The organism is Bradyrhizobium sp. 149 (assembly GCF_023073915.1).
Classification (GTDB): Bacteria; Pseudomonadota; Alphaproteobacteria; order Rhizobiales; family Xanthobacteraceae; genus Bradyrhizobium.
Genome location: NZ_JADPKK010000019.1, coordinates 622515 through 647601, shown reverse-complemented (window position 1 = coordinate 647601; position 25087 = coordinate 622515). Strand labels below are relative to the sequence as shown.

Below are 25087 nucleotides of genomic sequence, written 5' to 3'. Positions count from 1 at the left end.
AAAATGTTGATTAAAGGAAGGTAGCGTAGGTGTCAACATAAAATGTTGAAATTGATGTCGCCGTCTCAATGCCGAGCTGCTCGGGCTTTGCTCGACATGACACAGCCACGGCTGGCAACGTTGGCGGGGATTGGATTGTCGACGGTGGTCGATTTTGAGAAGCAACGGCGTGTCGTCTCTGATGACGCTATCAGGAAGATGCAAGAGGCGCTCGAAAGCTCGGGTGTGGTTCTCATCCCCGAGAACGGCGGAGGATTTGGAGTTCGTTTGTGCAAGCCCGCCGGAAAGTCGGGCTACTAGCTATTCCCACCGGCCCTCTTACAGCGCTTCCTTGATGTGAGCAGTTAGCGAGCCAACCCTGAGTGCAAGGCTGCTCGGTTTAAGGTATTTGCAATGAAACCCGCGGTGTTTTTGGACCGAGATGGCGTTCTTAACGAGGATATTGGCTATCTCTATGAGAGAGCTAAGTTCAGGTGGATGCCAGGCGCGCGGGAAGCCGTGAAGGCCGTCAATGATGCCGGATATTTCGCCTTCGTAATCACGAACCAGTCAGGAGTTGCTAGGGGATTGTACAAGGAAGCCGATATCAGAGCTCTTCATACCTGGATGTCAGAGGAGCTGGCAAAAGTTGGCGCTCACATAGATGCTTTCGAATATTGTCCACATCATCCTGAGGCAAGCGTCGAGCTTTATCGCACTTCGTGCACCTGCCGAAAGCCCAGGCCCGGCATGATCACGAAGATCATGAATCGCTTCCCCGTTGATTGTGCTCGGAGCTTTCTCATAGGCGATAAGTTCACTGACATCGAAGCGGCGAATGGAGCGGGGATACACGGCTACCTTTTCGAGGGCGGGAATCTTCAGCAGTTCGTCAACAGCCATTTGCGCACCAGATAAACAAGCCTCTCAGGAGAGGCGAAGCAAATCACCAGACGTGGCGAATGTCTTGTGACGCAGCATCGTGCAGTGGCCTCGTACAGCCGTTATGTCGAGAGGGCCGCCACTTTGGTCATGATTGCTCGCAAGACGTCCTCAATTGTGGGGCAACGATAGCTCGCAAATCGGGAGCGAGGCGTTGCCGTGAGATTAATTCGCTGCTTGGCCATTTCACTCAACGGTAAGAGGAAATAGTCGGTCACCTGCCTGTTTGTTGCTGGATCCAGTCTCAGCGCCAAGATGAGCTCGGCGGGTTCGATAATCCGTCGATGTACCAGCCAGGCGGGCGCGTGTCGCGGCGCGATGTAATAGCGAGCCATCCGAAGGGAAATGGCGAGCCTGCTGTCAATAGTCATCACTTTGGTGCCCCCGTCGAAGACCGCCGCAGCGCCAAGTGCTCGAATGCGCGTGGCAAGCTTCGATGCTTGTTGCAGCAATTCAGCATCAGATTGTCGGCGCGCGTCGAGGTAATCAAAATCGCGATCAGAGTTCACTTAACCAACCCGGCGGAAGGCTTCCCGCAGGCTGCCGAAACGGTATGCATAGAGAGGCGGGCTCGGCATGCCCTCTGTCGCCGCCATTATCGAGACGCTCAACTTCCCATTTGCTGCGAGCGCGTCTCGCAGCTTCTTCAACAAATGCTCGTCTGAAAGCCTGACATACTGTTCTTTCAGGAGCTCTTGAGCTTTGAAGAAAACGCTTCTGTCAACGATTGGCTCATAGAGCCCAGTCGCTCTGACCCATAATTCAGGTGGGTTCTTTTTCATCACCTGTTTGAGCCGAAACGACTTGCGATTATAGACGCTGTTGCCGATATAGGCTTCGTTGCTCAGTATGCGGATCATCCCTTCGGACCATGGTGTGCCCCGGTGATTGGAAACTTGTTCCTTGTTGAGCAAACGTACGATCGAGGCTTGCGACCGTCGTCGGACAACATACTCCCGAAAAATCTGGGCGACGATCTGCTGCTCGTGCTGCGGTCCGGGCTGGACGAGAACCCGGTCGGTCTGCAAATGTTTGCGCTGTCCGCTGCCCAGAATTATACCTCTCGAGCAGCGGTTTTCATCAACCAATTCGCGCTTGAGCCCGTAACTGATGGCGCCGCCCTGCTTGAAGCCAAGGCTCGCCACGCGGCAGGCGCCGGCGTGAACCTTGACCGAAAGTTCTCTTGAGTATTCGGCCGCCATCACTCGCTTGAGATTTTTCACGATGCTTGCGATCACACTACCGTCGTTGTCGAATTCTTCGGCGCAGTAGCAGACCTTGATCCTAGCCTGACGGCAGGTGAACTCGTAATACGCGCTCTCGTCGACATCCTGGAACTTCCCCAGCGGCTGACGTCATAGACAAGGATGTGATAAAAGTCCGCCCGGCCGCTGCGGACGTCGTCAATCAGCTCGATCAAACCTTGGCGGCGGTGAATGCGAAGACCGCTCCGACCCTCGTCCGTGTAGGTGCGAACAATGATCCAGATCGTGCTGCGCGGCATAGACGGCGATGGCAGCCGCTTGGTTTTGTGTCGAGTATCGCTGGTGGTCCGTTGACATGCGCACGTATTGGGCCGCACGCCCAGTTCTTGTCAGGGACAAAACATCTGCCCGAGGGCGAACGATCAGTGCGTTGGCCATGCTTTGCCTCCGCTACGTTGCTTGCAAGTCGATCGTATCACCAACTAGACCACGAAGAGATATGCTTGCTGACCCAATTCAGCACAACTGAGCAGATGATCGATGCCAAGCCGGCCCAAAGCCAGGATCGCCCCCGCGCGGCGCTGATAGATCTCAGATAAAGAAATGCGCCGAGGAGAACACCGTAATTTCGCCTGAAGTCGCCATTGAGCCGGGCGATCTTCGACAGCTCGCTAGACGCTTGGAGTTCCTCTGCCACGGCTGCCCCTTTTAATTTCGCAGGACCAGCACCCTATAAGCTCCTGTTTTGCCCGACGGAGCAAGTGGTATTTCGGGAAATCGAAAGGATGGCAAGTTCCGCGAATGTGGTGAGCGCGCACAGTTGGCCGAGAGCTATTATCGGACCTCGGACTTTAATCCGCCGAAAGGTCCGATGCGGATCAAAACCGCGGCAATACTCTGATTTGCCAAAAGGTTCTGCTCAAACGGTGAGCGGACGCCCTGCGGCCTACTTTATGAGGGCAGGCCGCTATACCACACCGCCAAACTCGATGCCTTCCTTGGCAAGCTCCTCGGCTTCCTCGGGGGAAGCGGTCGGCTTCGTATCAAGGTAGGGATGCTCAGACGCTGGCAGGATGGTGCGAATGTTTTGGCCGTCTGCCCGCGTGATACGGGCAACCCAGCGGCTATGGCCGTGCTCAAATCTCTGGATATGGTATTGCTTGTACGTGATCACGACGCTTGCACGCAACTGACGCTGGAGCAGGCCCCATATTAGCAAACGGGATGCCGCCGCACAACGTTTTCTAAAGTCCTGGCTTGAGCTCCGCCAACTGGCTTGAGCTCCGCCAAGCGCATTTCGCTCAGAAGTTGACCCGTTCTCTCTCGATCACGATCGGTCTCCTGCGGACCTGGTTGAAGATCGCAACGATATATTCGCCAAGCACGCCGAGGAAGAAGAGTTGCACGCCGCCGAAGAAAAATAGGCCGATGATGATCGTGGGAATGCCATGCGGGCCGATATCAAAGCCTGCGATCTTGAGGAGGAACACGACGAATGCGTAGGTGAAACTTAGCGACGAGATCAGCAACCCGAAGAAGAACGCGACCCGCAGCGGCACGGTGGAGAAGCTGATGGCTCCGAGCAGACCCTGGTCGATCAGGTTCGAGAGCCGGTTGCGCGATATGCCGTGCTTCCGCGCGAGCCAAGTGTAGGGTACGCCGATCGACCGGAAGCCGCATTCGAAGGGCATCATGCGCATGAACGGCTGGACGTCCTCGAACTGCTTCATGGCGTGGAGTACCTTGCGGTCGACCAGCTGGTAGTCGCCGACGTCGGCGGGATAGTCCACGTAGGACATGGTACTGATCGCTTTGTAGTACAGGTGGCGCGCAGTGCGGCTGAGGAACGCCTCCTCACGCCGCGCCCGGATGCCGAACACGATCTCGTAGCCGTCCTCCCAGTGTTTGACGAACGTCGGGATCAGCGCCGGCGGGTCCTGCAAATCGGCCGGCATGAAAAGCACCGTGGCATCGCCGGTGGAGGCCAGCACGCCGTTGTAGGTGCTCCTGAGCACGCCGAAATTCCGGGAGTTCACGATGACCTTGACCGAGGGGTCCTCGGCCGCGATTTCCTTCAGGATCTCGACGGTCCGGTCGGTCGAGGCGTTGTCGCAGAAGATGTGTTCGCGCTCGTAGCCCGGAAGCTCCCGATCGAAGATGTCCTTGACCACGGCGTAGGACTCACGGATCCCCGCTTCCTCGTTGTAGCAGGGGGTCACAAGGCTGATCTTTTTCGGCATCACTCCTCCAGGCGTCCATCGAAAGAGATCAGTCCCGCGCGGCTCGGAATCAGGCGGATGGCAGCCACCCCAGGCGGGTTTGGCGCGCCGGTGGTGGGGTTGCCATCTTTCAATCGTTTCTTTAGCAGGTAAGCCAACAACTTCAACCGCTCGAAGAGTAGGGCGGCACGGCTAGATCGTGTTGACAAGATTGGTCTATTCGTTCTGAAGTGACGTTTTCCGCTGGACGGGTACGAGCATGAAGGCCGTGATTCTGGCGGGCGGATTCGGGACGCGTATCACCGAAGAGAGCCACGTCAAGCCAAAACCCATGATCGAGATCGGCGGCAAGCCGATCTTGTGGCACATCATGAAGATCTTCTCGTCGCACGGGATCCACGAGTTCATCATCTGCTGCGGTTACAAGTCCTATGTCATCAAGGAGTATTTCGCGAACTACTTCCTGCACATGGCCGACGTGACGTTCGACCTCGCCAACAATGCGATGGAAGTGCACAACAAATTCGCCGAGCACTGGAAGGTGACGCTGGTCGACACCGGCCTCAACACCATGACCGGCGGTCGGCTCAGGCGCGTCAAGGACTACGTAGGCGAGGAGACGTTCTGCATGACCTATGGCGATGGGCTCGCGGACGTCGATATCGACGCGTTGCGCGATTTTCATCGCGCCCACGGGCGTCATGCGACGGTTACCGCGATCCAGCCGCCGGCGCGGTTTGGTGCGCTCGACATCTGCCACGACGTGGTCCGGCATTTCGAGGAGAAGCCGCGGGGCGACGGCCGCTGGATCAATGGCGGCTTCTTCGTGCTGGAGCCCGCGATCTTCGACTATCTCGACAACGACGCCACCATCTGGGAGCAGGAGCCGCTCAAGCGCCTGTCGCAGGACGGGCAGCTTGCGGCCTACCGTCACGCCGGCTTCTGGGCGGCGATGGACACGCTGCGGGACAAGCTGCACCTCGAACAGCTCTGGGATAGTGGGCAGGCGCCTTGGAAGAGCTGGCCATGAACGCCGGTTTCTGGACGGGCAAGCGCGTTCTCGTCACCGGGCATACCGGATTCAAGGGGGGCTGGCTGGTTGCGTGGCTACGCCATCTCGGCGCCGAGGTCGCGGGTCTCGCGCTGCCGCCCGCGACGACGCCGAACCTGTTCGATCTGGCTCATACTGAGCGGGACATCGTGTCTGTTTTCGCCGACATCCGCGATCCCGCTGCCATCCAGGCGGCGTTCGATCGGTTCCAGCCCGAGATCGTCTTTCACATGGCGGCGCAGGCGATCGTGCGAGCGTCCTATGAGGACCCGGTCGGCACCTACGCCACTAACGTGATGGGCACCGTGCACGTGTTCGAGGCCGTGCGGAATTCAGGCGTACGTGTGCTAGTCAACGTCACCAGCGACAAATGCTACAACAACAAGGAATGGGTGTGGGGCTACCGCGAGACCGATCCGCTCGGCGGCAAGGATCCCTATTCCAACAGCAAGGCCTGCGCGGAACTGGTGACACAGGCCTACCGGTCGTCATTCTTCAGTGGAACCAGCCAGATCGGGCTTGCCAGTGTCCGGGCCGGCAACGTGATCGGCGGCGGCGACTGGGCGCAGGATCGTCTGATCCCCGATGTCATCGCCGCGATCCGCAGCCGCCAGCCGGTGCCGGTGAGGAATCCCGAGGCGGTACGGCCGTGGCAGCACGTCCTCGAGCCGCTATCGGGCTATCTGCTGCTCGCCGAGCACCTGTGGCGGGACCCGGCTGCGTTCTCCAGCGAATGGAATTTTGGTCCCGATGCTGACAGCGTGCGCACCGTGCGCTGGCTGGTCGACCGGCTGGCCGTGCTCTGGGGTGTTCCGCCGCAGCAGATGGCGCAGCCGGGACAGCATCCGCACGAGGCGCGCCTGCTGTCACTGGACAGTTCAAAGGCGCGGGCTCATCTGGGGTGGGCGCCGCGCTGGGGCCTGGATCGTGCCGCATCCGCCGTGGTGGAATGGTACAAGGCATTCGAGCAGCGCGCCGCGATCAGGCCGGTGATGGTTGACCAGATCGACGCTTTCATGAACACCAAGCGGTCCTAGACTCTCTCTCGGTCTGTTTGGGCCGCCAACCGGATTCGATCTGATGGCCACCACGTCGACGCAACCGCTCACCGAGATCAAGAGCTGCGAGGTCTGCGGCAGCGACAAGCTCGTGCCGGTGCTCGATCTCGGCCAGCACCCGCTGTGCGACGATCTGGTGACGGCTGGCGATTCGCGTCAGTGCCGTGAATACCCGATCAAGATCGACTTTTGTCCGACCTGCGCCACCGGCCATCAGCGTTTCCAAGTCCCGAAGGAGGATCTGTTTCCCGGGGACTATCACTATCGCTCGCGCTTCACGGCCGACGTGCTCTCCGGGATGAAGAGTCTCGTGGCAACATGCGCGGAGCGGATGGGACCCTTGACCGGCAAGACCGCACTCGACATCGGCTGCAATGACGGCAGCCTGCTCGACTTCTTCCGCGAGGCCGGCGCCAGGACGGCCGGCATCGAGCCGACCGGTGCGGCGCAGGACGCCGCGGCCAAGGGCCATTTCGTGGTGCAGAACTACCTCAGTGCAGAGACTGCTTCCGAAATCCGTCGCGGCGTCGGTACGCCCGACATCGTCACTTTCACCAACGTGTTCGCCCATGTCGAGGATCTCAAGGGCGTGCTCGCGGCGCTGAAGGTGTTGCTTGGCCCCGACACGGTGATCGTGATCGAGAACCACTATCTCGGCGCGGTGCTGGATCAGCACCAGTTTGATACTTTCTATCACGAACATCCTCGCACCTATTCGTACAAGTCGTTCAGCTTCATCGCGAAGTCGCTCGGCCTCGACATCGTCAATGTCGAATTTCCCGCGCGCTATGGCGGCAACATCCGCGTCATCCTCGGGCACGCCGTGAGGAACGATGCCGTCGCGGCCGATGTCGTCGCCCGCGAGAACAATTTTCAGGTCGAGTTTGGCCAACTCGCGCGCGACGTCGAGCTCTGGAAGGCCCGCAAGGGCGAAGAGCTGAAGAAGATCATCGCGGCCCACGGACCCATTCGAGCCAAGGCGTTTCCCGGCCGCGCCGCCATCCTGGTCAAGCTGCTCGGCCTGACGGAGAAGGAGATCCTCGCGGTTCACGAAAAGCCGGGCTCGATCAAGATCGGACATTACGTACCCGGCACTCGCATTCCGATCGCGTCCGACGACGAGTTGTTCGCGCATGGCGATCAGAGCAAGCCTCTGCTCAATCTCGCCTGGCACATTTCGCGGGAGATCCGCCAATATCTCTCCGACAACGGCTACAGGGGCCCGGTGATCGACGTGCTCGGCCCCGACGATTTCCATGCCTGAGGCACCCGTCTTCACGATCCTCGGGTCGGGCTTCGGTATGTATGGATATCTGCCCGCGCTGATCGAGTGCGGGATTAAAGTGGCGCTGCCGGAGCGCTACGCTGCCGTGGTCGGTGGCCGAAGTGAGCTGGCTCAATATCTGCACGAGGTGATCTGGTGCGCCGATAGGGACGAGGCGCTGGCGCAAGCAAGCGGCGCGGTACTGGCGCTTCGTCCCGCCGATCAGGTGGACTGGATCGCTCGCTTGACGAAAACTAGAATTCGCGATTTCGTAGTCGAGAAGCCGATCGCGCCCACGCCGCAGCTTGCCTCGCAGCTCGCCGACCTGTTTGAGCGCACTGGCAAGCGGTATCGCGTCGGCTATACTTTCCGCTTCTTGCCATGGGCGGCGCGGCTCCGCACCATCTTAGGACAAAGAATCGATCGCCTTTCATTGGACTGGAGCTTCATGGCTCATCACTATCGGGCCAACATCGTGAATTGGAAGCGGTTCGACTCCAGCGGAGGCGGCGCGCTCCGCTTCTATGGCATCCATCTCATCGCGCTTTTCGCTGAGCTCGGCTACGACGACGTAGAGTCGTCGGTCGTCAGCGGTCCGTCGGATGACGAAACGGTCTCATGGGAGGCGATCTTCACTGCAAAGAACTTGCCGCCCATCGCGCTGCGCGTGAACAGCCGAGCCTCGCGTACTTGCTTCAAGATGACTGCAGCCCCGCAGTGCGGCTTCTTAGATCAGCCTGATCCTTTCGTTTCCGTACGGCAGAATTCGCCGAACGCCCGTGATCCCAGGGTGGACGTACTCGCGGCGCTGTGCCGTTCCTTTGGAGAGGCTGACGCTGATCATGCACAGCGTCAGCGCAACGTAATCTCATTGTGGGCGCGGATCGAGCAGAAATCCCGCAGAGTCCAGGTGTGACGGTCCCCATCAGCCAAAGCCTATGCCCCCGGCGCGGGCTGGCTTTATTGGAGGTCAGACCGGCGGATCTAAGCTGATGCGAGCAATTGACAGATTTAACCTGCTTGACGTTAGCCGTTTTCGGTTCGAGGAAAAAGTGAAGCGCGCGCTTGCCATTGTGGTGATGCTACTTCTGCCGATAACGTGCCTGAACGCCGGATCAACCATCGTCGGCGCCGGCTCGCAATCTTGTACCGCCTGGATGAATAGGAAGAAGAACCCGGTGGTTAAAGCAGCGTTTGAATCCTGGGTTGTGGGCTTCGTCAGCGGGCTAAATGTGGGGGCCGACAGGGAAATTGTCGGCGGGGGCGATTTCACAGCGATCGTCGCTTGGATGGACCGGCGCTGCAGATCTAATTCTTTGGATCAAATTGGGGTTGCAGCTCTGGATTTGGCGATGGAACTGGCGGATAACGCGGCAAAGCGCTGATCTGTTAGGCCAGCCGGTTTACGTTGGCCGCTAACATTCCGTAGATGCGTGGCCTCTTCTAAGAGGCGACTAGCCGCTCTGCCGCTAAGTGTGAACTCCACCTAGTTCATGATAGGATTTGGGAGCCGGCCTGAATAGCGGAGACGGATGTGCGGATCAAGCTACCCGAGACAGACCTCAAGTCAGTGCAAAGCCTTGGTAGCATTGAGCTCAAACACGAAGGCGGCAGACACGTCGGCCAATACTTTTTCGGAAAGGGTTACGGCCGAACCGTCTTCCTATTCGGGAAGTACAAGGGCACGTTTAAGACGCACGCTGAGTGTCAAGGTTTCGTCAATGGCGTGACGGCTGTCATCGATGATAACCGCGGAGCCCGGAGCGAGGCGACAGTTGACCTGAGTTGAGTGATTGGAAGCTTGGCCGCCCGGCCCAAAGCGGACGTCACGCTGCTTGGCCTGAAAGTAGGCTTCGAGGTTTACGCGACATCAGACCTGCATCTTGACCGCTGACCGAGGCGCGCTGCTCCTCGTTGAGGAGCGGCACCGTCATGGCCGTGGCAAGACCTGTGACGATCAGGTAGGCGGAGGACATGTTCCACCCAGGCCATTCGAAGACCAGATAGGAGAACAGAATTGCGCCTCCTCGCTCGAATAGGGGGGATATCAACATGCTGGCCGTAATGAGCCTGATTTGACTGCGGCTTGCCTACGATCAATTGGGCCTGCGCAAACGACCGCCTCTCGCTTTCTTCCTTCTTTGAAGGGGACAGTTCGACGGTGCGGAAGATTTGCGTGCGGCGCCCTTCCTTCATGGATCCCTTATCCGGTCTAGCGCCCGTTGCAATTCGCGGAAGGAGCGCTGGCCAATCCTCCCGGCTAGCGCCTTCTCGCTTTCGTCGATTGCCGGCCGCAAGCGGCCCAACAGTGCGGCGCCGGTCTCGGTTAAATAGAGCACGTAGTAGCGGCGATTGACGGCGGAGGCGGAGCGCCGCACCAGGCCGCACCGCAACAGATGATCCACCAACCTCCCGAGCCCTGCGCGCTCGATCGACAACGATTGCGCGATGGCGAACTGATTGACGCCGGGATTGGCCTCGATCGCCGACAGCACGAAGAATTGCGATGGGCTGATCTCAAAGGCGGCGAGACGCCGGCTGACATCCTTGAAGACCCAAAGCTGAGCCCGCCGGATGCGATAGATGATCGATCGGGACAGATCTGCGGAGGCAGGCAGCTTTGGCGGTGCGAGCTTTGCGAGTGGCGCCGCTCCCGGCAACGTGCGCGCCGGCCTTGCGACGCGCGCAGTCTGCGACCCTCTTTTGTCGACTCGCTTTCTGGTGCCGCCCTTTCCTGCCTTCATCGCGCGATCTTCCAAAATAGGGCGCAGGAATGTCCGACGGGTTGTCGGCGACCTCACTTCGCTTCAATGCGGGCAGTCTTGCCCGCCTGATGCGAACACTTTCTCGATCATCGCACTGATCATTTGATGTTCCGCCGCAAGCCGCGTCTGGGCTTGGATAAGGTTTGCTACAGCCCTTACTTGCGCTCCCAAAATATACGGGTCGATCACCAGCATTTCGTATAGTTCGAGGCTCTCAATGATGGAAGCGCTGCAGCGCCGGTCAAGGACGGCCGCGGAGAGCCTAACTGGGATTGGTAGCATCACACCTGCGCAAAGATTTTCAAGTAGCGCTTCCAACTCCCGGCGTGATGCCGCCAGCAGAGTGCGTCTCTCGTCGAGAGATTTTGCGATCTTGTTGATGTGGAGCATCACGAGGCGCCTAGACTTTGCATTGCCAGCTCAACAAGCGAATCAGTCTCTATCTGGCGCGGGTCCTTAACAAGGCGGATTGGGCCTAAACGAATGTCATCCCCAACTTCTATCTGGCTCGCATCAACATCCACTTGCATACGACGCGCGCCTCGGCGAACTTGGTGGAGGACCGGGGCAAATGATGATCTGTTGAGAGGATACATCGTGTCGCCCAAGAGAACGCGTTCTACTAACGCTCTGAAACATGGCGCTTATTCACACGCCGTGTTGCTTCCGCACGAAAGCCGCCGCGAGTACAAGTGGTTTGTCGCGGAAGTCGTCGCGGAATGGTGCCCGAACGGGCCGACCGAGGACATGTTGGTCGATCGCTTCATCGATCTCATGTGGCGTCAAAAACGAGTAAAACGCCACGACGACCAGCTGTTGCAGGCACATATCGATAGCGTTCAGACATATAACCGGACCCTGCCGCTTCGGGCCTCGCTGCAAGCCATGGCGCCAGAGTTCGCGCTAGCCGACACAGTTGAGAAGGTCGAAAAGCTCTTTAAAAAGTACAAGAGCTATGCAGACCTCGTTGTCCATTGGGTCCCGCGCCCAGCAGACGCTGAGAAAGAGGCGTCTTGGGGTACTGCTATCGCGGAACGCTTGAAAAAGCTGGAAGTCGGTCAGGTGGTGGAAGGTCCCTCCGAAGTCACCACCTTCGTGAACCCGACCAAAATTGAGCTGCTGGAAGACCGAATGGGACGACTGGACGAGCGAATCTTGATGGTCACTAAGCGGCTTGTGCAGGTCAAAGCATCGAAAGAGTTGCTCGGCACACATAAAGTTGCGCCGAAAATGCTGGCCGTACAGGCACCCCGCGCAACGAACTCGAGCATAACGATCGATCACGAACCGGACAGCAACGCCACCATCAATCCGGAGAGTACTTCGAAGGAGAAATGGTGGGTGCCTGGGCCGATCGGTTTCCGGACAGGAAACAAGGACGTGCTGAACCATCTGGAAGATCAGGAAACCTCGGGCGCCATCTTTACGACGGCAATGAAAACTGTGAAGAAGTGAAGCATTGCAACGGAATTGAAATTGTTGGGGGTGCCCGAGACGGTTGCAAAACTCGCAGAACAAGACTTCCATCCTGTTCGGAAAATCGATTGTAGATAGGTGGTTACACGCCGAAACACCCATCCTCTACCGCTCGTCCGCGATCACCTTGCCGTCGTTCGGCAGCGCGCCGGGGATCACCAGTTCAACGTCGCCTCCGAGCTTCGTCACCGCGCGCAAGGTGCCTGCAATCTCCTCGCGCAACGCGTCGCTCGCGGCCGCCGTCTCCGCTTTCAGCGTCATTGCATCGGCCTCGCCCTGGCGCGTGACGACGAGGCGTAGTCTTCCGAGCGCGGAATGGCGCTTGCCGATCTCGGCGACCTGCTCGGGGCGGACGAACATGCCCTTGACCTTGGTGGTCTGGTCGGCGCGGCCCATCCAGCCCTTGATGCGCATGTTGGTGCGTCCGCAGGGGCTGGTGCCCGGCAGTGCCGCGGTGAGGTCGCCGAGAGCGAGCCGGATCCAGGGATGATGCGGGTCGAGCGAGGTCACGACGATCTCGCCGACGTCGCCGGGCGCCACGGGATCGGCGGTACCGGGCTTGACGATCTCCATGATCAGATCCTCGTTCACGACCATGCCATCGCGCGCCGCGGTCTCGAAGGCGATGAGGCCGAGATCGGCGGTGCCGAAGGCCTGATAGGCATCGACGCCGCGCCCCTTGATCTCCGCCTGGAGCGAGGGCGGGAACGCCGCGCCCGAGACCAGCGCGCGCTTGATCGAGGAGACGTCGCGGCCCGAGCTTGCGGCAGCATCGAGCAAGATCTTCAGGAAATCCGGCGTGCCGCTGTAGCCGACCGGACGGTAGGCCTCGATCAGCTCGAATTGCTGCTCGGTATTGCCGGGACCCGCGGGGATCACGGCGCAGCCGAGCGCGCGCGCCGACGCATCGAAGATGAAGCCGCCGGGGGTGAGATGGTAGCTGAAGGTGTTGAGCACGATATCATCGGGCCGGAACCCGGCCGCGAACAGCGCCCGTGCGCCGCGCCAGGGGTCGGCCTGTCGCCCTTCCGGCTCGAAAATCGGCCCTGGGGAGGTGAAGAGGCGGGCGAAAGATCCGGGCGCCGCCGCGACGAGACCGCCAAAGGGCGGGGAGGCCTTGTGCAGGGCCGGCAGTTCAGACTTGCGCAGCACCGGCAGGCCCGCCAGGGCGGCCCTGGAGGTCACGGCAGCGGGATCGACCCCTTTCAGCCGATCGGCATAGGCGGGCGCGGTCATCGCACAGCGCAGCACGCCTGGCAGGCGGGAGAACAGATCGGCCTCGCGCGCGGCTTGTTCGCGCGTCTCGAGGGCGTCGTAATGGGCGGTCATGGCTGATCTTTCCGGGTTGGCATGCGTTGCGCGCCGCCGCCGGCATGGGTATCAGACGGCGATTGGCGAGGTTTGAAGAGGACGCGATGGCGGACGAGGGAATCAGTGCAGCGCACGAAGCGGCGGACGTCGTCGCGCGCCTGAAGCGCCGCATGATCGACGAGGCGCTGCCGCTGTGGTCGACGGTCGGCTGGGACCATGGCGCGGGTGGTTTCATCGATCGGCTGCACCGCGACGGCACGGCGGACGTGATCGCGCCGCGGCGCGTGTTCGTGCAGGCCCGCCAGATCTGGTGCTACGCCAAGGCCGCGCAGATGGGCTGGTACCCTGAGGGGCGCGCCATCGCGCTCAAGGGGCTCGAGCATCTGCTCGCCAAAGCAAAGGCGCCCGACGGCCGGCCCGGCTACGTGCACCGGCTGACGCCGGAGGGCGCGGTGCTGGACGGTCGGCGCGATGCCTACGACCACGCTTTCATCCTGTTTGCGCTTGCGACCGTCTATGCGCTCGACCAGGACGCGCAGGTTCGCGCCGAGATCGACGTGCTGCTCGCCTTCCTCGACGGCCATCTGCGCTCGCCGCATGGCGGCGTCCACGAAGGCCTTCCGGTCTCGCTGCCACGCCGGCAGAATCCGCACATGCATCTGTTCGAGGCGATGATCGCGTGCTTCGACGCGACCCACGATTTGTCGTTCCAGAACCGTGCCGGCGAGTTCTTCGCGCTGTTCCTTGCCAATCTCTACGACAAACGGACGCGCGCGCTCGGCGAATATTTCGAAGAGGACTGGTCGAAGATCGCGCCGGTCAGCGTCGAGCCCGGCCACCAGGCGGAATGGGTCTGGCTGCTGAAGGGGTTCGAACGCATCACGGGCTGTCCGACCGGACAGCGGCGCGCCGAGCTGCTGGAAACCGCGCTGCGCTATTGCGACGCGGCCACCGGCTGCCTGATCGACGAGGGCGACGACGCCGGCAAAATTCGCCGCAGCACGCGCCGGCTGTGGCCGCAGACCGAGCTTGCGAAGGCGTGGATCGCGCAGGCCGAATCCGGCGAGGCGGGTGCGGCGGACGAGGCGCGCTTGGCGCTGGCGCGGCTCGAACGGTATTATCTCAGCCATCCCGTGCGGGGCGGCTGGTACGACCAGTTCGATCGCGACGGCAAATCGCTGATCGACACCATTCCTGCGTCGTCGTTCTATCATGTTCTCTGCGCAGTCACGGAAGCGGAGCAGGTATTGGAAGGTTAAAGCCAGCGCTTGCGCCGCTTGAAGCTCTTGAGATTCTTGAAGCTCTTGCGCTGGTCGCCGGCGCCGCCGAGGTAGAATTCCTTGACGTCCTCGTTGTCGCGCAATTCGTCCGCGGTGCCGTCGAGCACGACCTTGCCCTGCTCCATGATGTAGCCGTGGCTTGCCACCGATAGCGCGGCGCGGGCGTTCTGCTCGACCAGCAAGATGGTGACGCCGAGGTCCCGGTTGATCTTCTGGATGATCGAGAACACCTCTTTCACCAGCAGCGGCGACAGGCCCATCGAGGGCTCGTCCATTAGGATCATCTTCGGGCGCGCCATCAGCGCGCGGCCGATCGCGAGCATCTGCTGCTCGCCGCCGGAGAGATAGCCGGCAAGCCCGGTGCGCTCCTTCAGCCGCGGGAAATAGTTGAAGACCATGTCGAGATCGGCACCGACCTCGCGATCCCTGCGGGTGAAGGCGCCGAGCTTGAGGTTTTCCAGGGAGGTCATGTCGGCGACGATGCGCCGGCCCTCCATCACCTGGAAGATGCCGCGGCGGACGATCTTGTCGGGATCGATGCCGTTGATGCGCTCGCCCTCGAACAGGATCTCGCCGCGCGTGACCTCGCCGTCCTCGGTCTTGAGCAGCCCCGAGATCGCTTTCAGCGTCGTCGACTTGCCGGCGCCGTTGGCGCCCAGCAGCGCCACGATCGCGCCCTTGGGCACGTCGAGGCTGAGGCCGCGTAGCACCAGGATCACGTCGTCATAGACGACCTCGATGTTGCGCACGCCGAGGAGGGGCGGCGCGGGCACGACGGTCGGCTTGGCGTGGGTTGCTTCAAAGGTGTCGGTCATTCTGTATGCCGCCGATTTGCTACGCTCGTCATGCCCGGGCTTATCCCGGGCATCCACGTTCTTCGTGCCGCCTGGTCAGACGTGGATGGCCGGGACAAGCCCGGCCGTGGCGTCGGAGATCGAAATCACCACCCAAGCAATTCCGGTTTGCGCGGCAGCTCGACGGTCTTGACCTTCTCGAGCTTGATCGCGCCCTTGGCCATGAGGTCGTTGAGATCGCCGTCGGTCGCACCGGTGATCTTGGTCCGATAGAGATCGACCTTCAGCGTGCCGCGGTGGTCCTTGTCGGTCCAAGTCGAGGGATTGCAGACGCCTTCCATGCCTGATGGCACCCAGTCCTTCTTCTGGTAGAAGCCCTTGGCGACGTTCTCGCCCGTGGCGCCGCCATTCTTGGCGGCCCAATCGATCGCCTCCTTCATGTAGAGGGACGAGCACACCGCCGCGATGTAGTGCACCGGGCGATAGACCTTGCCGGTGGGATCGGACATCTTCGAGATCTCCATCACCGTCTTCATGCCGGGCGCATCGCCGCCCCAACTCACAGCGGTGCGCAGCGGGAAGATCACGCCCTCGGCGGCATCGCCTGCCGTCTTGGCAGCGTTCTCGTCCATGCCCCAGACATTGCCCATGAACTGGATGTCGACGCCGGCGGTCTTGCAGGCCTTCATCACCGAGATGTTTGAAGCGGCGGTGTTGCCGAGATAGGCGTAGTTGGCGCCCGAGGATTTCAGGCTCAGGCACTGCGCGCTGTAGTCTCCCGGCGCCAACGCGAACACCAGCGGCGGCAGCACTTCGAAACCGAGTTCCTGCGCCATGGCTTCCCCGGCGGCCTTCGGCGCGTTCGGATAGGGGTGGTTGGCGCCCATGTGGACGAATTTCGGCTTGCCGGACTTGCCCTTGGCCTTCCAGTCCTCGGCTGCCCACATCAGCATCGCGCGCAGCGAATCCGAATAGCTCGGGCCGTAGAAGAAATTATAGGGCGCGGGCTTCGCCTTGCCGCTGACACCTTCCGGGTCGGTCAACGCGGCGGCGTAAGAGCCAGACATGTCCGGGATCTTGTCCTGTGCGAGGAAGCCGGTCAGCGCCTCGGTATCCGCCGTCCCCCAGCCCATGATCGCGGCGACCTTGCTGTCCGGCGCCGACCATTTCTTGTAGAGCGCGATCGCGCGCGGCACCTGGTAGCCGTAGTCGTTGGTATCGACGTTGAGCTGCTTGCCGCCGACACCGCCGTTCTTGTTGACCCAGGCAAAAGTGTCGGCGACGGCCTGACCGTAGGGCGTGCCGACGTCGGAGGTGCCGCCGGAATAATCGGCGAGATGGCCGATTGCGATCTGCGCCTGCGCACTTGCCGAAAATGCGGCGATCGCCAGCGCCAGCGATGCGGTGCTCAAAAAGGATTTTGTCTTCATTGGTTGCCTCCTCCTGTTTATTTGTTGGTTAGACAGTTGCCCGTACTCAATGTGAGAACGGGTAGAGTTTCCAGTACGCCTTGATCTGCCGCCAGCGGTGGGCGAGCCCGTCCGGCTCGAACATCAGGAACGCGATGATGATCACGCCGATCGCGATCTCGCGGAGGAAGGTGATGTTGGTGTTGAGCGACAGCGCCTTGTCGATCGCACCACCCTTCAGGTGGACGCTGACGAATTCCATCGTCTCCGGCAGCAGCACCACGAAGGCGGTGCCCATCAGCGTGCCCATGATCGAGCCGGTGCCGCCGATGATGATCATGGCGAGAAACAGGATCGAGCGCTCGATGCCGAAACCCTCCTGCGAGACCACGAGCTGGTAATGCGCATAGAGCGCGCCGGCGATGCCGGCGAAGAAGGCGGCGAGGCCAAACGACAGCGTCCGGTATTTGGTGAGGTTGATGCCCATGATCTCCGCGGAGAGATAATGGTCGCGGATCGCCACCAGCGCGCGTCCGTCGCGCGTGCGCATTAAATTGGTGACGAGAACGTAGCTTGCGACCACATAGGCGAGCACGACGTAGAAATATTGCCTGTCGCCGCGCAGCGTGTAGCCGAAGATCGAGAACGGGTTTGCACTTGCCGGTACCGAGCCGCCGGTGAACCACTCGGCGCGGGAGAAGAAGTCGAGCAGGATGTATTGTGCCGCGAGCGTCGCGATGACCAGGTAGAGCCCCTTAAGCCGCGCCGCCGGGATGCCGAAGATCAGCCCCACCAGCGCCGTGCCGACGCCCGCGAGCGGGATCGCGAAGAACACCGGGATCGGAGCGTTGTTCGAGATGTAGGCCGAGGTGAAGGCGCCGAGCAGGAAGAAGGCCGCATGCCCGATCGAAATCTGGCCGGTGAAGCCGACCAGGATGTTCAGCCCGAGCGCTGCGATCGAAAAGATGCCGATCTGGATCAGGATGCTGAGCCAATAGCCGCCAAGGAATTGCGGCACGAGACAGAGCAGCAGCACGCCGATGATCGCAAAGTTGCGGCTGGTCGTGGTCGGAAAGATCGTGGTGTCGGCCGCGTAAGAGGTGCGGAAATCACCAGCAGGGATGAGGGCAGGGCCGGCCATGGGTCAGATCCGCTCGATGTCGTGGGTGCCGAACAGGCCGTAGGGCTTGATCATCAGCACGATGATGAGGACGTAGAACGGTGCGATCTCATAGAGATTGCCCCAGTGCAGATACTCGCTGTCGACATATTGCGCGATGTTCTCGAGTAGTCCGATGATGATGCCGCCGAGCACCGCGCCGCCCACGGAATCGAGCCCGCCCAGGATCGCCGCCGGAAACACTTTTATGCCGTAGGCGGCAAGGCCCGAGGATACACCGTTCACGACCGCGACCACGACGCCCGCGACCGCCGAGACCGTCGCCGAGATCGCCCAGGCCATCGCGAACACGCTTTTCACGGAAATGCCGAGCGACTGCGCCACCTGCTGGTTGAACGCGGTGGCGCGCATCGCTAGGCCGTATTTGGAGGCGCGGAAGAACCAGGCCATGCCAATCATCATCGCGACCGAGACCACGAGGCTCATGATATAGACGGTCTGGATCTGTAGCCCGAACAGGCTGACGGACTGGCTCTCGAACACGCGCGGGAACGGCTGCGGATTGACGCCGAACATCCATTTCAGCGTCGCCTGCAGCACGGTGGACAGGCCGATCGTCACCATGATGACCGAGATGATGGGTTCGCCGATCATCGGCCTCAGGATCAGAACCTGCACCGCGATGCCGAACACGAACATGAACACCAGCGTCATCGGCATGCCGATCCAGAACGGCACCTGGTATTTCGCGAGCAAGGTCCAGCACACCCAGGCTCCGACCAGCAAGAGCTCGCCCTGCGCGAAATTGACGACTTGGCTGGCCTTGTAGATCAGCACAAAGGACATCGCGACCACGCCATAGAGCGTGCCGACCACGAGGCCGTTGACCAGGAGCTGGATGAGGAAGGCGGTGTTCATGCAGTGACGCTCGTTGATAAATCCGGCGCGCTCTTCCCCTCTCCCCTTGCGGGAGAGGGTGGCTTCGCGAAGCGAAGAAGGGTGAGGAGTTGTCTCCGCAGCGAGGATGCGGAGAGAGGACCCCTCACCCTGGCGAGGGTGTGGCCGATTGCGGAGATGCCCTCTCCCACAAGGGGAGAGGGCGCATCGGTTGGCCGCGTGCGCTTGTTTGGAAGTAAGATCACTCCGCCGCCTCCGCGAGCTGCCCATGTCCGCGCAGATCCACTACCCGCAGCGTCGTCCGCACCCGTTGCGTGGTGCCGTCCTGGAAGCGGATCACGGTGTCTACGGGGATGTCGGCGTCGCCGCGGTAGATCGCGTCGATGATGCCTGCGTATTTCTCGTTGATGACGCTGCGGCGCACTTTTCTTGTGCGGGTGAGCTCGCCGTCGTCGGCGTCGAGCTCCTTGTAGAGCAGCAGGAAACGGGAGATGCGCTGCGCCGGCGGCAGCGTGATGTTGACGGTTTCGACCTCCTTGCGAAGCAAAGCGTAGACCTCGGGCCGCGAGGCGAGATCGCTGTAGGTCGTGAACGAGAGCCGGTTCTTTTCCGCCCATTTGGAGATGATGGAATAGCGGATGCAGATCATCGCCGCGAGTGCGTCGCGGCCTGCGCCAAGCACCACGGCTTCCGCGATATAGGGCGAGAATTTCAGCTTGTTCTCGATGAACTGCGGCGAGAAGCGCTCGCCGCGCGAGGTCTCGGCGAGGTCCTTGATGCGGTCGATGACGACGAGTTGCTTGTTATCGTTGAAATAGCCGGCGTCGCCGGAAAGCATCCACCCATCCCTGACGTCGGCGACGCTCGCTTCCGGGTTCTTGTAATAGCCCAGGAACATGTTGGGATGCCGCACCACGATCTCGCCGACGCCGTGGACGTCGGCGTTGTCGATGCGGATCTCGACGCTGTCGGCCATAGGCACGCCGGTGGTGTCAGGATCGACCTTGCCCTCGGGATGCAGCGTGTAGGCACCTAACAGCTCGGTCTGGCCGTAGAGCGTGCGCAGCGGCACGCCCATGGCCTGGAAGAACTTGAAGGTCTCGGGGCCGAGCGCCGCGCCGCCGGTCGCGGCCGAGCGTAGGCGCGTGAAGCCGAGGCGGTCGCGCAACGCGCGGAACAGGATCGCGTCGGCAAAGCCGGAACGTTTGCCATGCTCGAGCGCGGCAAGCCCGCTCTTCATGCCCACATCGAACAGGCGCTGCTTGAAAGGCGTTGCGTCCATCACCTTGGCGCGGACGTCGGCGGCGATCGACTCCCAAACGCGCGGCGCAAACAGGATAAACGTCGGTGCGATCTCGCGCAGATCATTCATCATCGTCTCCGGCTCTTCGACGAAGTTGATCTTCATCCGGCACAAGAGGCCTTTGCCGAGCACGTAGACCTGTTCCATGATCCACGGCAGGGGCAGCACCGAGACATATTCGTCGTCGGGGCCCTTCGGATCGAAGGCGAGATAGGTCGCGCAATGGCCGAGCACGCGGCCGGCTGCGAGCATCGCGAGCTTTGGATGCGAGGTGGTGCCTGACGTCGTGCAGAGGATCGCGACGTCCTCGCCCTTGGTCGCATCGACCAGCCGATCGTAAAGTTCCGGTTCTCGCGTGGCCCGCGCCCGGCCGAGCTCGGCAAATTTCTCCGCCGACATCAAACGCGGATCATCATATTTCCGCATGCCGCGCGGGTCGGAATAGATGATGTGCTTCAGCCTCGGCACGCGTTCGGCCAGCGTAAGCAGCTTGTCGACCTGCTCCTCGTCCTCGGCGAAGACGAGTTGGGCTTCACCGTAGTTGAGGAGATACGAGGCCTCTTCATCCAGCACGTCGCGATAGAGCCCGAGGCTCAATCCGCCGATGGCGTGGGTGGCGATTTCCGCTGCGACCCAGTCCGGCCGGTTGTCGCCGATGATGCCGACGACATCCTCGCGCCCCAAGCCCAATTCGAGGAGGCCGAGTGCGAAGTCGCGCACCCGCGTGTGGTAGTCATTCCAGGTGAACGGGCGCCAAAGCCCGAGATCCTTCTCGCGCAACGCGATCTCGTTGCCGTACTCCTTCGCATTGAGCCGGAGCATCTTCGGATAGGTGTCGGCCTGCGCGACGCGGCCTGCGTAATCCATCATGCCGCGCTCTCCTGCGCCGGCGGAGCATCGTCCGGATCGACCAGCACCTCGTCCTCCTCGCCGAGATAGGCGCGCCTGACGTGGGGATCGGCCAGCACGGCGGCCGGATCGCCCTCGGCGATCTTGCGGCCGAAATCCAGCACCATGACGCGGTGGGAGATGTCCATCACCACGCCCATGTCGTGCTCGATCATCACCACGGTCATGCCGAACTCCTCGTTGAGATCGACGATGTAGCGGGCCATGTCCTCCTTTTCCTCGAAGTTCATGCCGGCCATCGGCTCGTCGAGGAGAATGAGGCGCGGCTCCAGTGCCATGGCGCGCGCGAGCTCCACGCGCTTGCGCAGGCCATAGGAGAGGGTGCCGGCAGGCGCCTTTCGCACCGACTGGAGATCGAGGAAATCGATGATCTCCTCGACCTTGCGGCGGTGCTCGAGCTCTTCCTTGCGCGCACCGGTGAGCCAGTACAGCGAGCCCGTGAGGAAATTGTTCTTCAGGAGGTGATGGCGGCCGACCATGATGTTGTCGAGCACGCTCATGTGGTGGAACAGCGCCAGGTTCTGGAAGGTGCGGCCGATGCCGAGCGAAGCGCGCGCGTTGGGCGTCAGGCCGGTGATGTCGCGGTCCTGATAGAACAGCTGGCCTTCGGTCGGCTTATAGCGGCCGGAAATACAATTCACGATCGAGGTCTTGCCGGCGCCGTTGGGGCCGATGATCGAGAACAACTCGCCTTCCCTGATGGCGAAGCCGACATCGGTCAGCGCACGAACGCCGCCGAATCGCAAGGACACGCCGCGCACTTCAAGACTGGTAGTCACCAACAAATCCCTCCCGGTGATGGCGCATTCAGTGGCGCTCTTCGTCCGTTCCTGTCGGGCGATCCTAGTACGGCCGTGCCGGTGAGGCCATGCAGCAGATGGTCTCGACCGGAGCCGCGCCGCTCTCGTCCCCGCTTGGGATCAAAAGCCGCGTCGTCCGAGGTGGTCCTCAATAGGGGAAAGCGCTATTTTGAAATGTCTCCCGCCTGACAATTCTGCGACAAAGTTTTCGGGCGGAGCGTCATCCGTCTTTCGTCGGATGGTAGTCGAAACGGTCATGCTGCAATGCAGCAGAACAGGAGTGGCGAACGGTGCGGCTGGCTTCGGGATCATGATTTCAGAGGATCAACTGAAGCGCGTCGCTGCCTGGTCGCGCGAGCTCACGCGAGCGGAGATCGAGGTTGCTCGTGCCGGGATCACCGAGCGGTCCTACGGCACCGGCGAGACCGTCTTCATGCGCGGCGATACCTTCGACTATTGGGCGGGCATGATCTTCGGGCTTGCCCGGATGGGCGGGGTCTCGCGCGACGGCAAGGAGACGAGTCTTGCCGGGCTGACGGCGGGGGCCTGGTTCGGCGAAGGCAGCGTGCTCAAGAACGAACCGCGCCGCTATGACGTGGTCGCGCTGCGCAACAGTCGCGTCGCACTGATGGAACGTAGCGCCTTCATGTGGCTGTTCGAGAACAGCGTCGGCTTCAACCGCTTCCTGGTGCGCCAGCTCAACGAGCGGCTCGGCCAGTTCATCGGCATGCTCGAGGTCAACCGCACGCTCGACGCCACCGCGCGCCTCGCCCGCGGCATCGCCTCGCTGTTCAACCCGATCCTCTACCCGGAATCGACCGCGCATCTGGAGATTACCCAGGAGGAGATCGGTGCGCTCTCGGGCATGTCTCGCCAGAACGCGAACCGCGCGCTGAACCGGCTGGAGAAGGAGGGGCTGCTGCGGCTCGAATATGGCGGCGTCACCATCCTGGATGTCGAACGGCTGCGCGGTTACGGCGATTAAGGATCCTCATCGTCATCGCCCATTGGCGGGAGCGTGCAACGGCCAGAGGTCGGCCCGCCAGCGGAACGCGATCGCCAGCATCGCGATGAAGCCCGCGGCGGCATAGAGCGAACCCGTCGCGGAATAGCCGATGATATCGATCAGGCTGCCGGCCGCGAGCAATCCAAGCGGCAGACCGTAGATCACCATCATGCGCACGCCCATCACGCGGCCGCGAAGGTGTGCGCTGGCCGTCCGCATCAGGATGACGGCAGCCGATATCATCGACATGCTCTGGGCGATGCCAGCGAGCACGAGGCAGGCCATCGCCACCGGCATGGTCCTGATTTCGACGAACACCAGCAGCATGGCGTACCAGGCCAGCGTCGCACCGATCAGGAGCCGGGCGATGCGCAATCCGCTGACGAGGCTGAGGGTGATGGAGCCGATCAGCGAGCCGACGGCGAAGCTCGCCGAGAGATAACCGAGGCCGGTCTGGTCGGTATGAAAGATGTCCCGCGCGATGTAGGGCAGCAATCCGCCGGTGAAGGGAAATGCGGTCAGGTTGGCCAGGAAGGCGACGCATAGCGCCGCGCGCATTCCCGGGCCATTCCAGGCGTAGACGATCCCTTCCTTCAAATCGACCAGCAATCTCGAAACGGCGCGGCTGTCTGCCGGAAGATGAGTTGTGGCAATGGTCCTTTCCGGCCGGGTGAGGCAGAGCATGAGCAGCGCGGCCGCGAGATAGAGGCAGACGATCACCACATAGACGAGGCCAATCCCGAGGACGGCAAACAGCCCGGCACCTGTCAACGCACCGGCGATGCGCGCGCTGTCCTGGGTCGTGCGCGCAACGCTGATGGCGCCCACCAGTTGCTCGGCCGGCATGATCTCGGCAAGCAGCGCGCCGCGAACGCCGAGGTCCGAGGGGCGGATCAGGCCCATAATCGCGACGATGATCATGACGCTCAGCGGCGTCAGGTGACCGGCCAACGCCAGAACCATGATGATCGACGCGAGCACCATATAGGCAAGACGCATCACGACCAGGAGATCGCGATGACCCATGCGGTCGCCGATCATGCCGAACACCGGCGCCACCAATGTCCCGACGAACTGCAGGGACGCAAGCACGGTGAGCAGCAGTACCGAGCCGGTCTCGACCATGATGTACCAGCCGAGCACCAGCGTCTCGACCTCGAATGCCCAGGAGGTGAGCAGGTCGGACGGCCATTGAAAGCGATAGTTGCGGATGCGAAATGGCGCGAGCGCGGAAGGGCGTGCGGGTGTGCTCAAGGCGCGATGGCGCGTATCACGGCGATTCCCTTGCCTTGTTGTTTCTTCTTCTGTGCGAGACCGTAGCGCCGGTGGCGCTTGTGTCAATCGGGGCAGCTGCAGGCCGCTCCCGCGCTCTGCTCCTAGCTTGCAGCGGTTCTCGATTTTCGCTCCAGGAGCGCGGTGGCCATCGCCGAGATCAGCGGCCGCATGAAGTAGGCTTCATCGGCAGGCGAGACGTCGGTGCGCAGGCCATGCGCGGCGAGCTCGCCCGAGACAGCAGGTCCCACCGAGGCGATCAAGGTGCGCTCGAAGCCTGCGCGTAGCTTCGCCTCGCTGCCATGCGCCTTCGCGGCCTCAATCAGGCGGCGCACCTGGCCAAGATTGGTCAGCGCGATCGAATCGATTCGCCCTTCAGCCATCTCGTCGATCGCGGTGACAATGTTGGCATCCGCCGCCTTTGAGTCGTAGGCATAAGGCAGCACGGCATCGACCTCGGCACCTTGTGCCGCGAGCGCGCGGGTCAGCGTGCTATGATCCTTGTCGGGATAAAGCTGGAGGCCGAGGCGATGCCCTTTCAGGTCGAGCTTGCCGAGCATCTCGATCACGCCCTCGGTGGTCGGCTTCTCCGTGGTCTGCTGCGCCTCGAGCCCGTTCTCACGGAGTGCGTTGCCGGGTTTCGGGCCGCGCGTGAACTTTCGCGAACTGGCAAGCGCCGCCACGAGGGCCTGATCGAGCCCTCGTGCGACGGCGAGCTTCATGATCCGCCGCAGCCCTTCGCCGGTCATCAGCACGAGATCGTCGAAGGGCTTGTCGATGGCGCGGCGGATCCAGGCCTCGACCGGGGCGGGGTCCGGTGCATCCTGGATGGTGAACATCGGGCATTGCACGACCTCGGCGCCTTGCTCGGCCAGCAGCTTCGAAAACTGCGCCTCCTCGCGCGTTTCCAGGATCAGGATGCGGGTGCCGTTCAAGCGGTCGGCCATGAGCTTACTCCGGTCAGTCAAAGCAATCGTCCGTTCATCCTGACTCCTCGGTTGGGATTGGCGCAAGGGTGGGGTCGGTG

The 25087-nt window shown here is 61.6% G+C and carries 26 protein-coding genes; 10 read left to right on the top strand and 16 right to left on the bottom strand.

Annotated elements, in window-relative coordinates; genetic code table 11:
* The first annotated feature begins 42 nt into the window (after positions 1-42).
* Positions 43-300 carry a helix-turn-helix transcriptional regulator gene (locus IVA88_RS32585; RefSeq protein ID WP_346657595.1) on the top strand — a complete coding sequence of 86 codons (258 nt, stop codon included), beginning with the start codon at positions 43-45 and terminating at the stop codon, positions 298-300.
* Positions 301-393: 93 nt separating this feature from the next.
* Entirely contained in the window at positions 394-897 is a 504-nt protein-coding gene (locus IVA88_RS14850) for an HAD family hydrolase (protein ID WP_247497970.1), read from the top strand.
* Positions 898-983: 86 nt separating this feature from the next.
* Here the strand turns inward: IVA88_RS14850 and IVA88_RS14845 are convergent, their stop codons facing one another.
* The 4 genes from IVA88_RS14845 to IVA88_RS14830 form a co-directional block, all read right to left on the bottom strand.
* Positions 984-1430 (bottom strand): hypothetical protein, encoded by a 447-nt coding sequence (locus IVA88_RS14845; RefSeq protein ID WP_247497969.1) that lies wholly within the window; start codon positions 1428-1430, stop codon positions 984-986.
* Positions 1431-2159, bottom strand: coding sequence for a recombinase family protein (locus IVA88_RS14840; RefSeq protein ID WP_247497968.1), 729 nt, complete (start codon positions 2157-2159; stop codon positions 1431-1433).
* Positions 2160-3093: 934 nt separating this feature from the next.
* Positions 3094-3300, bottom strand: a complete 207-nt coding sequence (locus IVA88_RS14835) for a hypothetical protein (RefSeq protein WP_247497967.1) — start codon at positions 3298-3300, stop codon at positions 3094-3096.
* A gap of 127 nt (positions 3301-3427) precedes the next feature.
* A complete protein-coding gene (locus IVA88_RS14830) occupies positions 3428-4366 on the bottom strand; it encodes a glycosyltransferase family 2 protein (RefSeq protein WP_247497966.1) in 939 nt (312 codons plus the stop codon).
* A gap of 238 nt (positions 4367-4604) precedes the next feature.
* Here IVA88_RS14830 and rfbF point away from each other — a divergent pair, with 238 nt between their 5' ends.
* The 5 genes from rfbF (at position 4605) to IVA88_RS14805 (ending at position 9103) form a co-directional block, all read left to right on the top strand.
* A complete protein-coding gene (rfbF, locus tag IVA88_RS14825; RefSeq protein WP_247497965.1) occupies positions 4605-5375 on the top strand; it encodes a glucose-1-phosphate cytidylyltransferase in 771 nt (256 codons plus the stop codon).
* Entirely contained in the window at positions 5372-6433 is a 1062-nt protein-coding gene (gene rfbG / locus IVA88_RS14820) for a CDP-glucose 4,6-dehydratase (protein ID WP_247497964.1), read from the top strand. The genes rfbF and rfbG overlap by 4 nt, the downstream gene beginning before the upstream one ends.
* Before the next feature lie 43 nt (positions 6434-6476).
* Positions 6477-7718, top strand: a complete 1242-nt coding sequence (locus IVA88_RS14815) for a class I SAM-dependent methyltransferase (protein WP_247497963.1) — start codon at positions 6477-6479, stop codon at positions 7716-7718.
* Positions 7711-8634 carry a hypothetical protein gene (locus IVA88_RS14810; RefSeq protein ID WP_247497962.1) on the top strand — a complete coding sequence of 308 codons (924 nt, stop codon included), beginning with the start codon at positions 7711-7713 and terminating at the stop codon, positions 8632-8634. Before IVA88_RS14815 ends, IVA88_RS14810 begins: the two co-directional genes overlap by 8 nt.
* A 76-nt stretch (positions 8635-8710) precedes the next feature.
* Positions 8711-9103 carry a hypothetical protein gene (locus tag IVA88_RS14805; protein ID WP_247497961.1) on the top strand — a complete coding sequence of 131 codons (393 nt, stop codon included), beginning with the start codon at positions 8711-8713 and terminating at the stop codon, positions 9101-9103.
* Positions 9104-9544: 441 nt separating this feature from the next.
* Here the strand turns inward: IVA88_RS14805 and IVA88_RS14800 are convergent, their stop codons facing one another.
* From IVA88_RS14800 to IVA88_RS14790, 3 genes are all read right to left on the bottom strand, one after another.
* Positions 9545-9694, bottom strand: a complete 150-nt coding sequence (locus IVA88_RS14800) for a hypothetical protein (RefSeq protein WP_247497960.1) — start codon at positions 9692-9694, stop codon at positions 9545-9547.
* Positions 9695-9910: 216 nt separating this feature from the next.
* The gene (locus IVA88_RS14795) at positions 9911-10462 is read right to left on the bottom strand and encodes a MarR family transcriptional regulator (RefSeq protein WP_247497959.1); all 552 of its coding nucleotides are present in this window, start codon (positions 10460-10462) and stop codon (positions 9911-9913) included.
* A 63-nt stretch (positions 10463-10525) separates the two neighbouring features.
* The gene (locus IVA88_RS14790; protein WP_247497958.1) at positions 10526-10873 is read right to left on the bottom strand and encodes a hypothetical protein; all 348 of its coding nucleotides are present in this window, start codon (positions 10871-10873) and stop codon (positions 10526-10528) included.
* Positions 10874-11080: 207 nt separating this feature from the next.
* On the opposite strand from IVA88_RS14790, the gene IVA88_RS14785 reads away from it, so the two are divergent.
* Complete coding sequence (locus IVA88_RS14785; protein ID WP_247497957.1) at positions 11081-11938, top strand: hypothetical protein; 858 nt, start codon at positions 11081-11083, stop codon at positions 11936-11938.
* Positions 11939-12064: 126 nt separating this feature from the next.
* Here IVA88_RS14785 and IVA88_RS14780 read toward each other — a convergent pair whose 3' ends face one another.
* A complete protein-coding gene (locus tag IVA88_RS14780) occupies positions 12065-13288 on the bottom strand; it encodes an AMP-binding protein (protein WP_247497956.1) in 1224 nt (407 codons plus the stop codon).
* Between the two features lie 86 nt (positions 13289-13374).
* Here IVA88_RS14780 and IVA88_RS14775 point away from each other — a divergent pair, with 86 nt between their 5' ends.
* Positions 13375-14529 carry an AGE family epimerase/isomerase gene (locus IVA88_RS14775; RefSeq protein WP_247497955.1) on the top strand — a complete coding sequence of 385 codons (1155 nt, stop codon included), beginning with the start codon at positions 13375-13377 and terminating at the stop codon, positions 14527-14529.
* Here IVA88_RS14775 and IVA88_RS14770 read toward each other — a convergent pair.
* From IVA88_RS14770 to IVA88_RS14745, 6 genes are all read right to left on the bottom strand, one after another.
* Complete coding sequence (locus IVA88_RS14770) at positions 14526-15365, bottom strand: ABC transporter ATP-binding protein (RefSeq protein WP_247497954.1); 840 nt, start codon at positions 15363-15365, stop codon at positions 14526-14528. The genes IVA88_RS14775 and IVA88_RS14770 overlap by 4 nt on opposite strands.
* Positions 15366-15490: 125 nt before the next feature.
* Positions 15491-16774 carry an ABC transporter substrate-binding protein gene (locus IVA88_RS14765; RefSeq protein WP_247497953.1) on the bottom strand — a complete coding sequence of 428 codons (1284 nt, stop codon included), beginning with the start codon at positions 16772-16774 and terminating at the stop codon, positions 15491-15493.
* A gap of 46 nt (positions 16775-16820) precedes the next feature.
* A complete protein-coding gene (locus IVA88_RS14760; RefSeq protein WP_247497952.1) occupies positions 16821-17894 on the bottom strand; it encodes a branched-chain amino acid ABC transporter permease in 1074 nt (357 codons plus the stop codon).
* A gap of 3 nt (positions 17895-17897) precedes the next feature.
* On the bottom strand, positions 17898-18791 hold the full coding sequence (locus tag IVA88_RS14755; RefSeq protein ID WP_219682122.1) for a branched-chain amino acid ABC transporter permease: 894 nt from the start codon (positions 18789-18791) through the stop codon (positions 17898-17900).
* Between the two features lie 220 nt (positions 18792-19011).
* The gene (locus IVA88_RS14750; protein WP_247497951.1) at positions 19012-20943 is read right to left on the bottom strand and encodes a long-chain fatty acid--CoA ligase; all 1932 of its coding nucleotides are present in this window, start codon (positions 20941-20943) and stop codon (positions 19012-19014) included.
* Positions 20940-21761: an ABC transporter ATP-binding protein gene (locus IVA88_RS14745; protein ID WP_247497950.1), complete on the bottom strand. Its 822-nt coding sequence runs from the start codon at positions 21759-21761 to the stop codon at positions 20940-20942. The genes IVA88_RS14750 and IVA88_RS14745 overlap by 4 nt, the downstream gene beginning before the upstream one ends.
* 331 nt (positions 21762-22092) lie before the next feature.
* Between IVA88_RS14745 and IVA88_RS14740 the strand changes: the two genes are divergently transcribed.
* Entirely contained in the window at positions 22093-22767 is a 675-nt protein-coding gene (locus IVA88_RS14740) for a Crp/Fnr family transcriptional regulator (RefSeq protein WP_247497949.1), read from the top strand.
* Between the two features lie 12 nt (positions 22768-22779).
* Here IVA88_RS14740 and IVA88_RS14735 read toward each other — a convergent pair whose 3' ends face one another.
* The gene (locus IVA88_RS14735; protein WP_247497948.1) at positions 22780-24042 is read right to left on the bottom strand and encodes an MFS transporter; all 1263 of its coding nucleotides are present in this window, start codon (positions 24040-24042) and stop codon (positions 22780-22782) included.
* 122 nt (positions 24043-24164) lie between these two features.
* Positions 24165-25007 (bottom strand): uroporphyrinogen-III synthase, encoded by an 843-nt coding sequence (locus IVA88_RS14730; protein WP_247497947.1) that lies wholly within the window; start codon positions 25005-25007, stop codon positions 24165-24167.
* Between the last annotated feature and the right edge of the window lie 80 nt (positions 25008-25087).

Excerpts from the sequence above, each read along its gene's own strand:
- IVA88_RS32585 (WP_346657595.1), top strand. The coding sequence starts at position 43 with ATGTTGAAATTGATGTCGCCGTCTCAATGCCGAGCTGCTCGGGCTTTG.
- IVA88_RS14740 (WP_247497949.1), top strand. The coding sequence starts at position 22,093 with ATGATTTCAGAGGATCAACTGAAGCGCGTCGCTGCCTGGTCGCGCGAG.
- IVA88_RS14765 (WP_247497953.1), bottom strand. The coding sequence starts at position 16,774 with ATGAAGACAAAATCCTTTTTGAGCACCGCATCGCTGGCGCTGGCGATC.
- rfbG (WP_247497964.1), top strand. The coding sequence starts at position 5,372 with ATGAACGCCGGTTTCTGGACGGGCAAGCGCGTTCTCGTCACCGGGCAT.
- IVA88_RS14850 (WP_247497970.1), top strand. The coding sequence starts at position 394 with ATGAAACCCGCGGTGTTTTTGGACCGAGATGGCGTTCTTAACGAGGAT.
- IVA88_RS14795 (WP_247497959.1), bottom strand. The coding sequence starts at position 10,462 with ATGAAGGCAGGAAAGGGCGGCACCAGAAAGCGAGTCGACAAAAGAGGG.
- IVA88_RS14775 (WP_247497955.1), top strand. The coding sequence starts at position 13,375 with ATGGCGGACGAGGGAATCAGTGCAGCGCACGAAGCGGCGGACGTCGTC.
- IVA88_RS14750 (WP_247497951.1), bottom strand. The coding sequence starts at position 20,943 with ATGATGGATTACGCAGGCCGCGTCGCGCAGGCCGACACCTATCCGAAG.
- IVA88_RS14810 (WP_247497962.1), top strand. The coding sequence starts at position 7,711 with ATGCCTGAGGCACCCGTCTTCACGATCCTCGGGTCGGGCTTCGGTATG.
- IVA88_RS14790 (WP_247497958.1), bottom strand. The coding sequence starts at position 10,873 with ATGCTCCACATCAACAAGATCGCAAAATCTCTCGACGAGAGACGCACT.
- IVA88_RS14830 (WP_247497966.1), bottom strand. The coding sequence starts at position 4,366 with ATGCCGAAAAAGATCAGCCTTGTGACCCCCTGCTACAACGAGGAAGCG.
- IVA88_RS14770 (WP_247497954.1), bottom strand. The coding sequence starts at position 15,365 with ATGACCGACACCTTTGAAGCAACCCACGCCAAGCCGACCGTCGTGCCC.
- IVA88_RS14760 (WP_247497952.1), bottom strand. The coding sequence starts at position 17,894 with ATGGCCGGCCCTGCCCTCATCCCTGCTGGTGATTTCCGCACCTCTTAC.
- IVA88_RS14780 (WP_247497956.1), bottom strand. The coding sequence starts at position 13,288 with ATGACCGCCCATTACGACGCCCTCGAGACGCGCGAACAAGCCGCGCGC.
- IVA88_RS14730 (WP_247497947.1), bottom strand. The coding sequence starts at position 25,007 with ATGGCCGACCGCTTGAACGGCACCCGCATCCTGATCCTGGAAACGCGC.
- IVA88_RS14805 (WP_247497961.1), top strand. The coding sequence starts at position 8,711 with ATGCGAGCAATTGACAGATTTAACCTGCTTGACGTTAGCCGTTTTCGG.
- IVA88_RS14800 (WP_247497960.1), bottom strand. The coding sequence starts at position 9,694 with ATGTCCTCCGCCTACCTGATCGTCACAGGTCTTGCCACGGCCATGACG.
- IVA88_RS14815 (WP_247497963.1), top strand. The coding sequence starts at position 6,477 with ATGGCCACCACGTCGACGCAACCGCTCACCGAGATCAAGAGCTGCGAG.
- rfbF (WP_247497965.1), top strand. The coding sequence starts at position 4,605 with ATGAAGGCCGTGATTCTGGCGGGCGGATTCGGGACGCGTATCACCGAA.
- IVA88_RS14755 (WP_219682122.1), bottom strand. The coding sequence starts at position 18,791 with ATGAACACCGCCTTCCTCATCCAGCTCCTGGTCAACGGCCTCGTGGTC.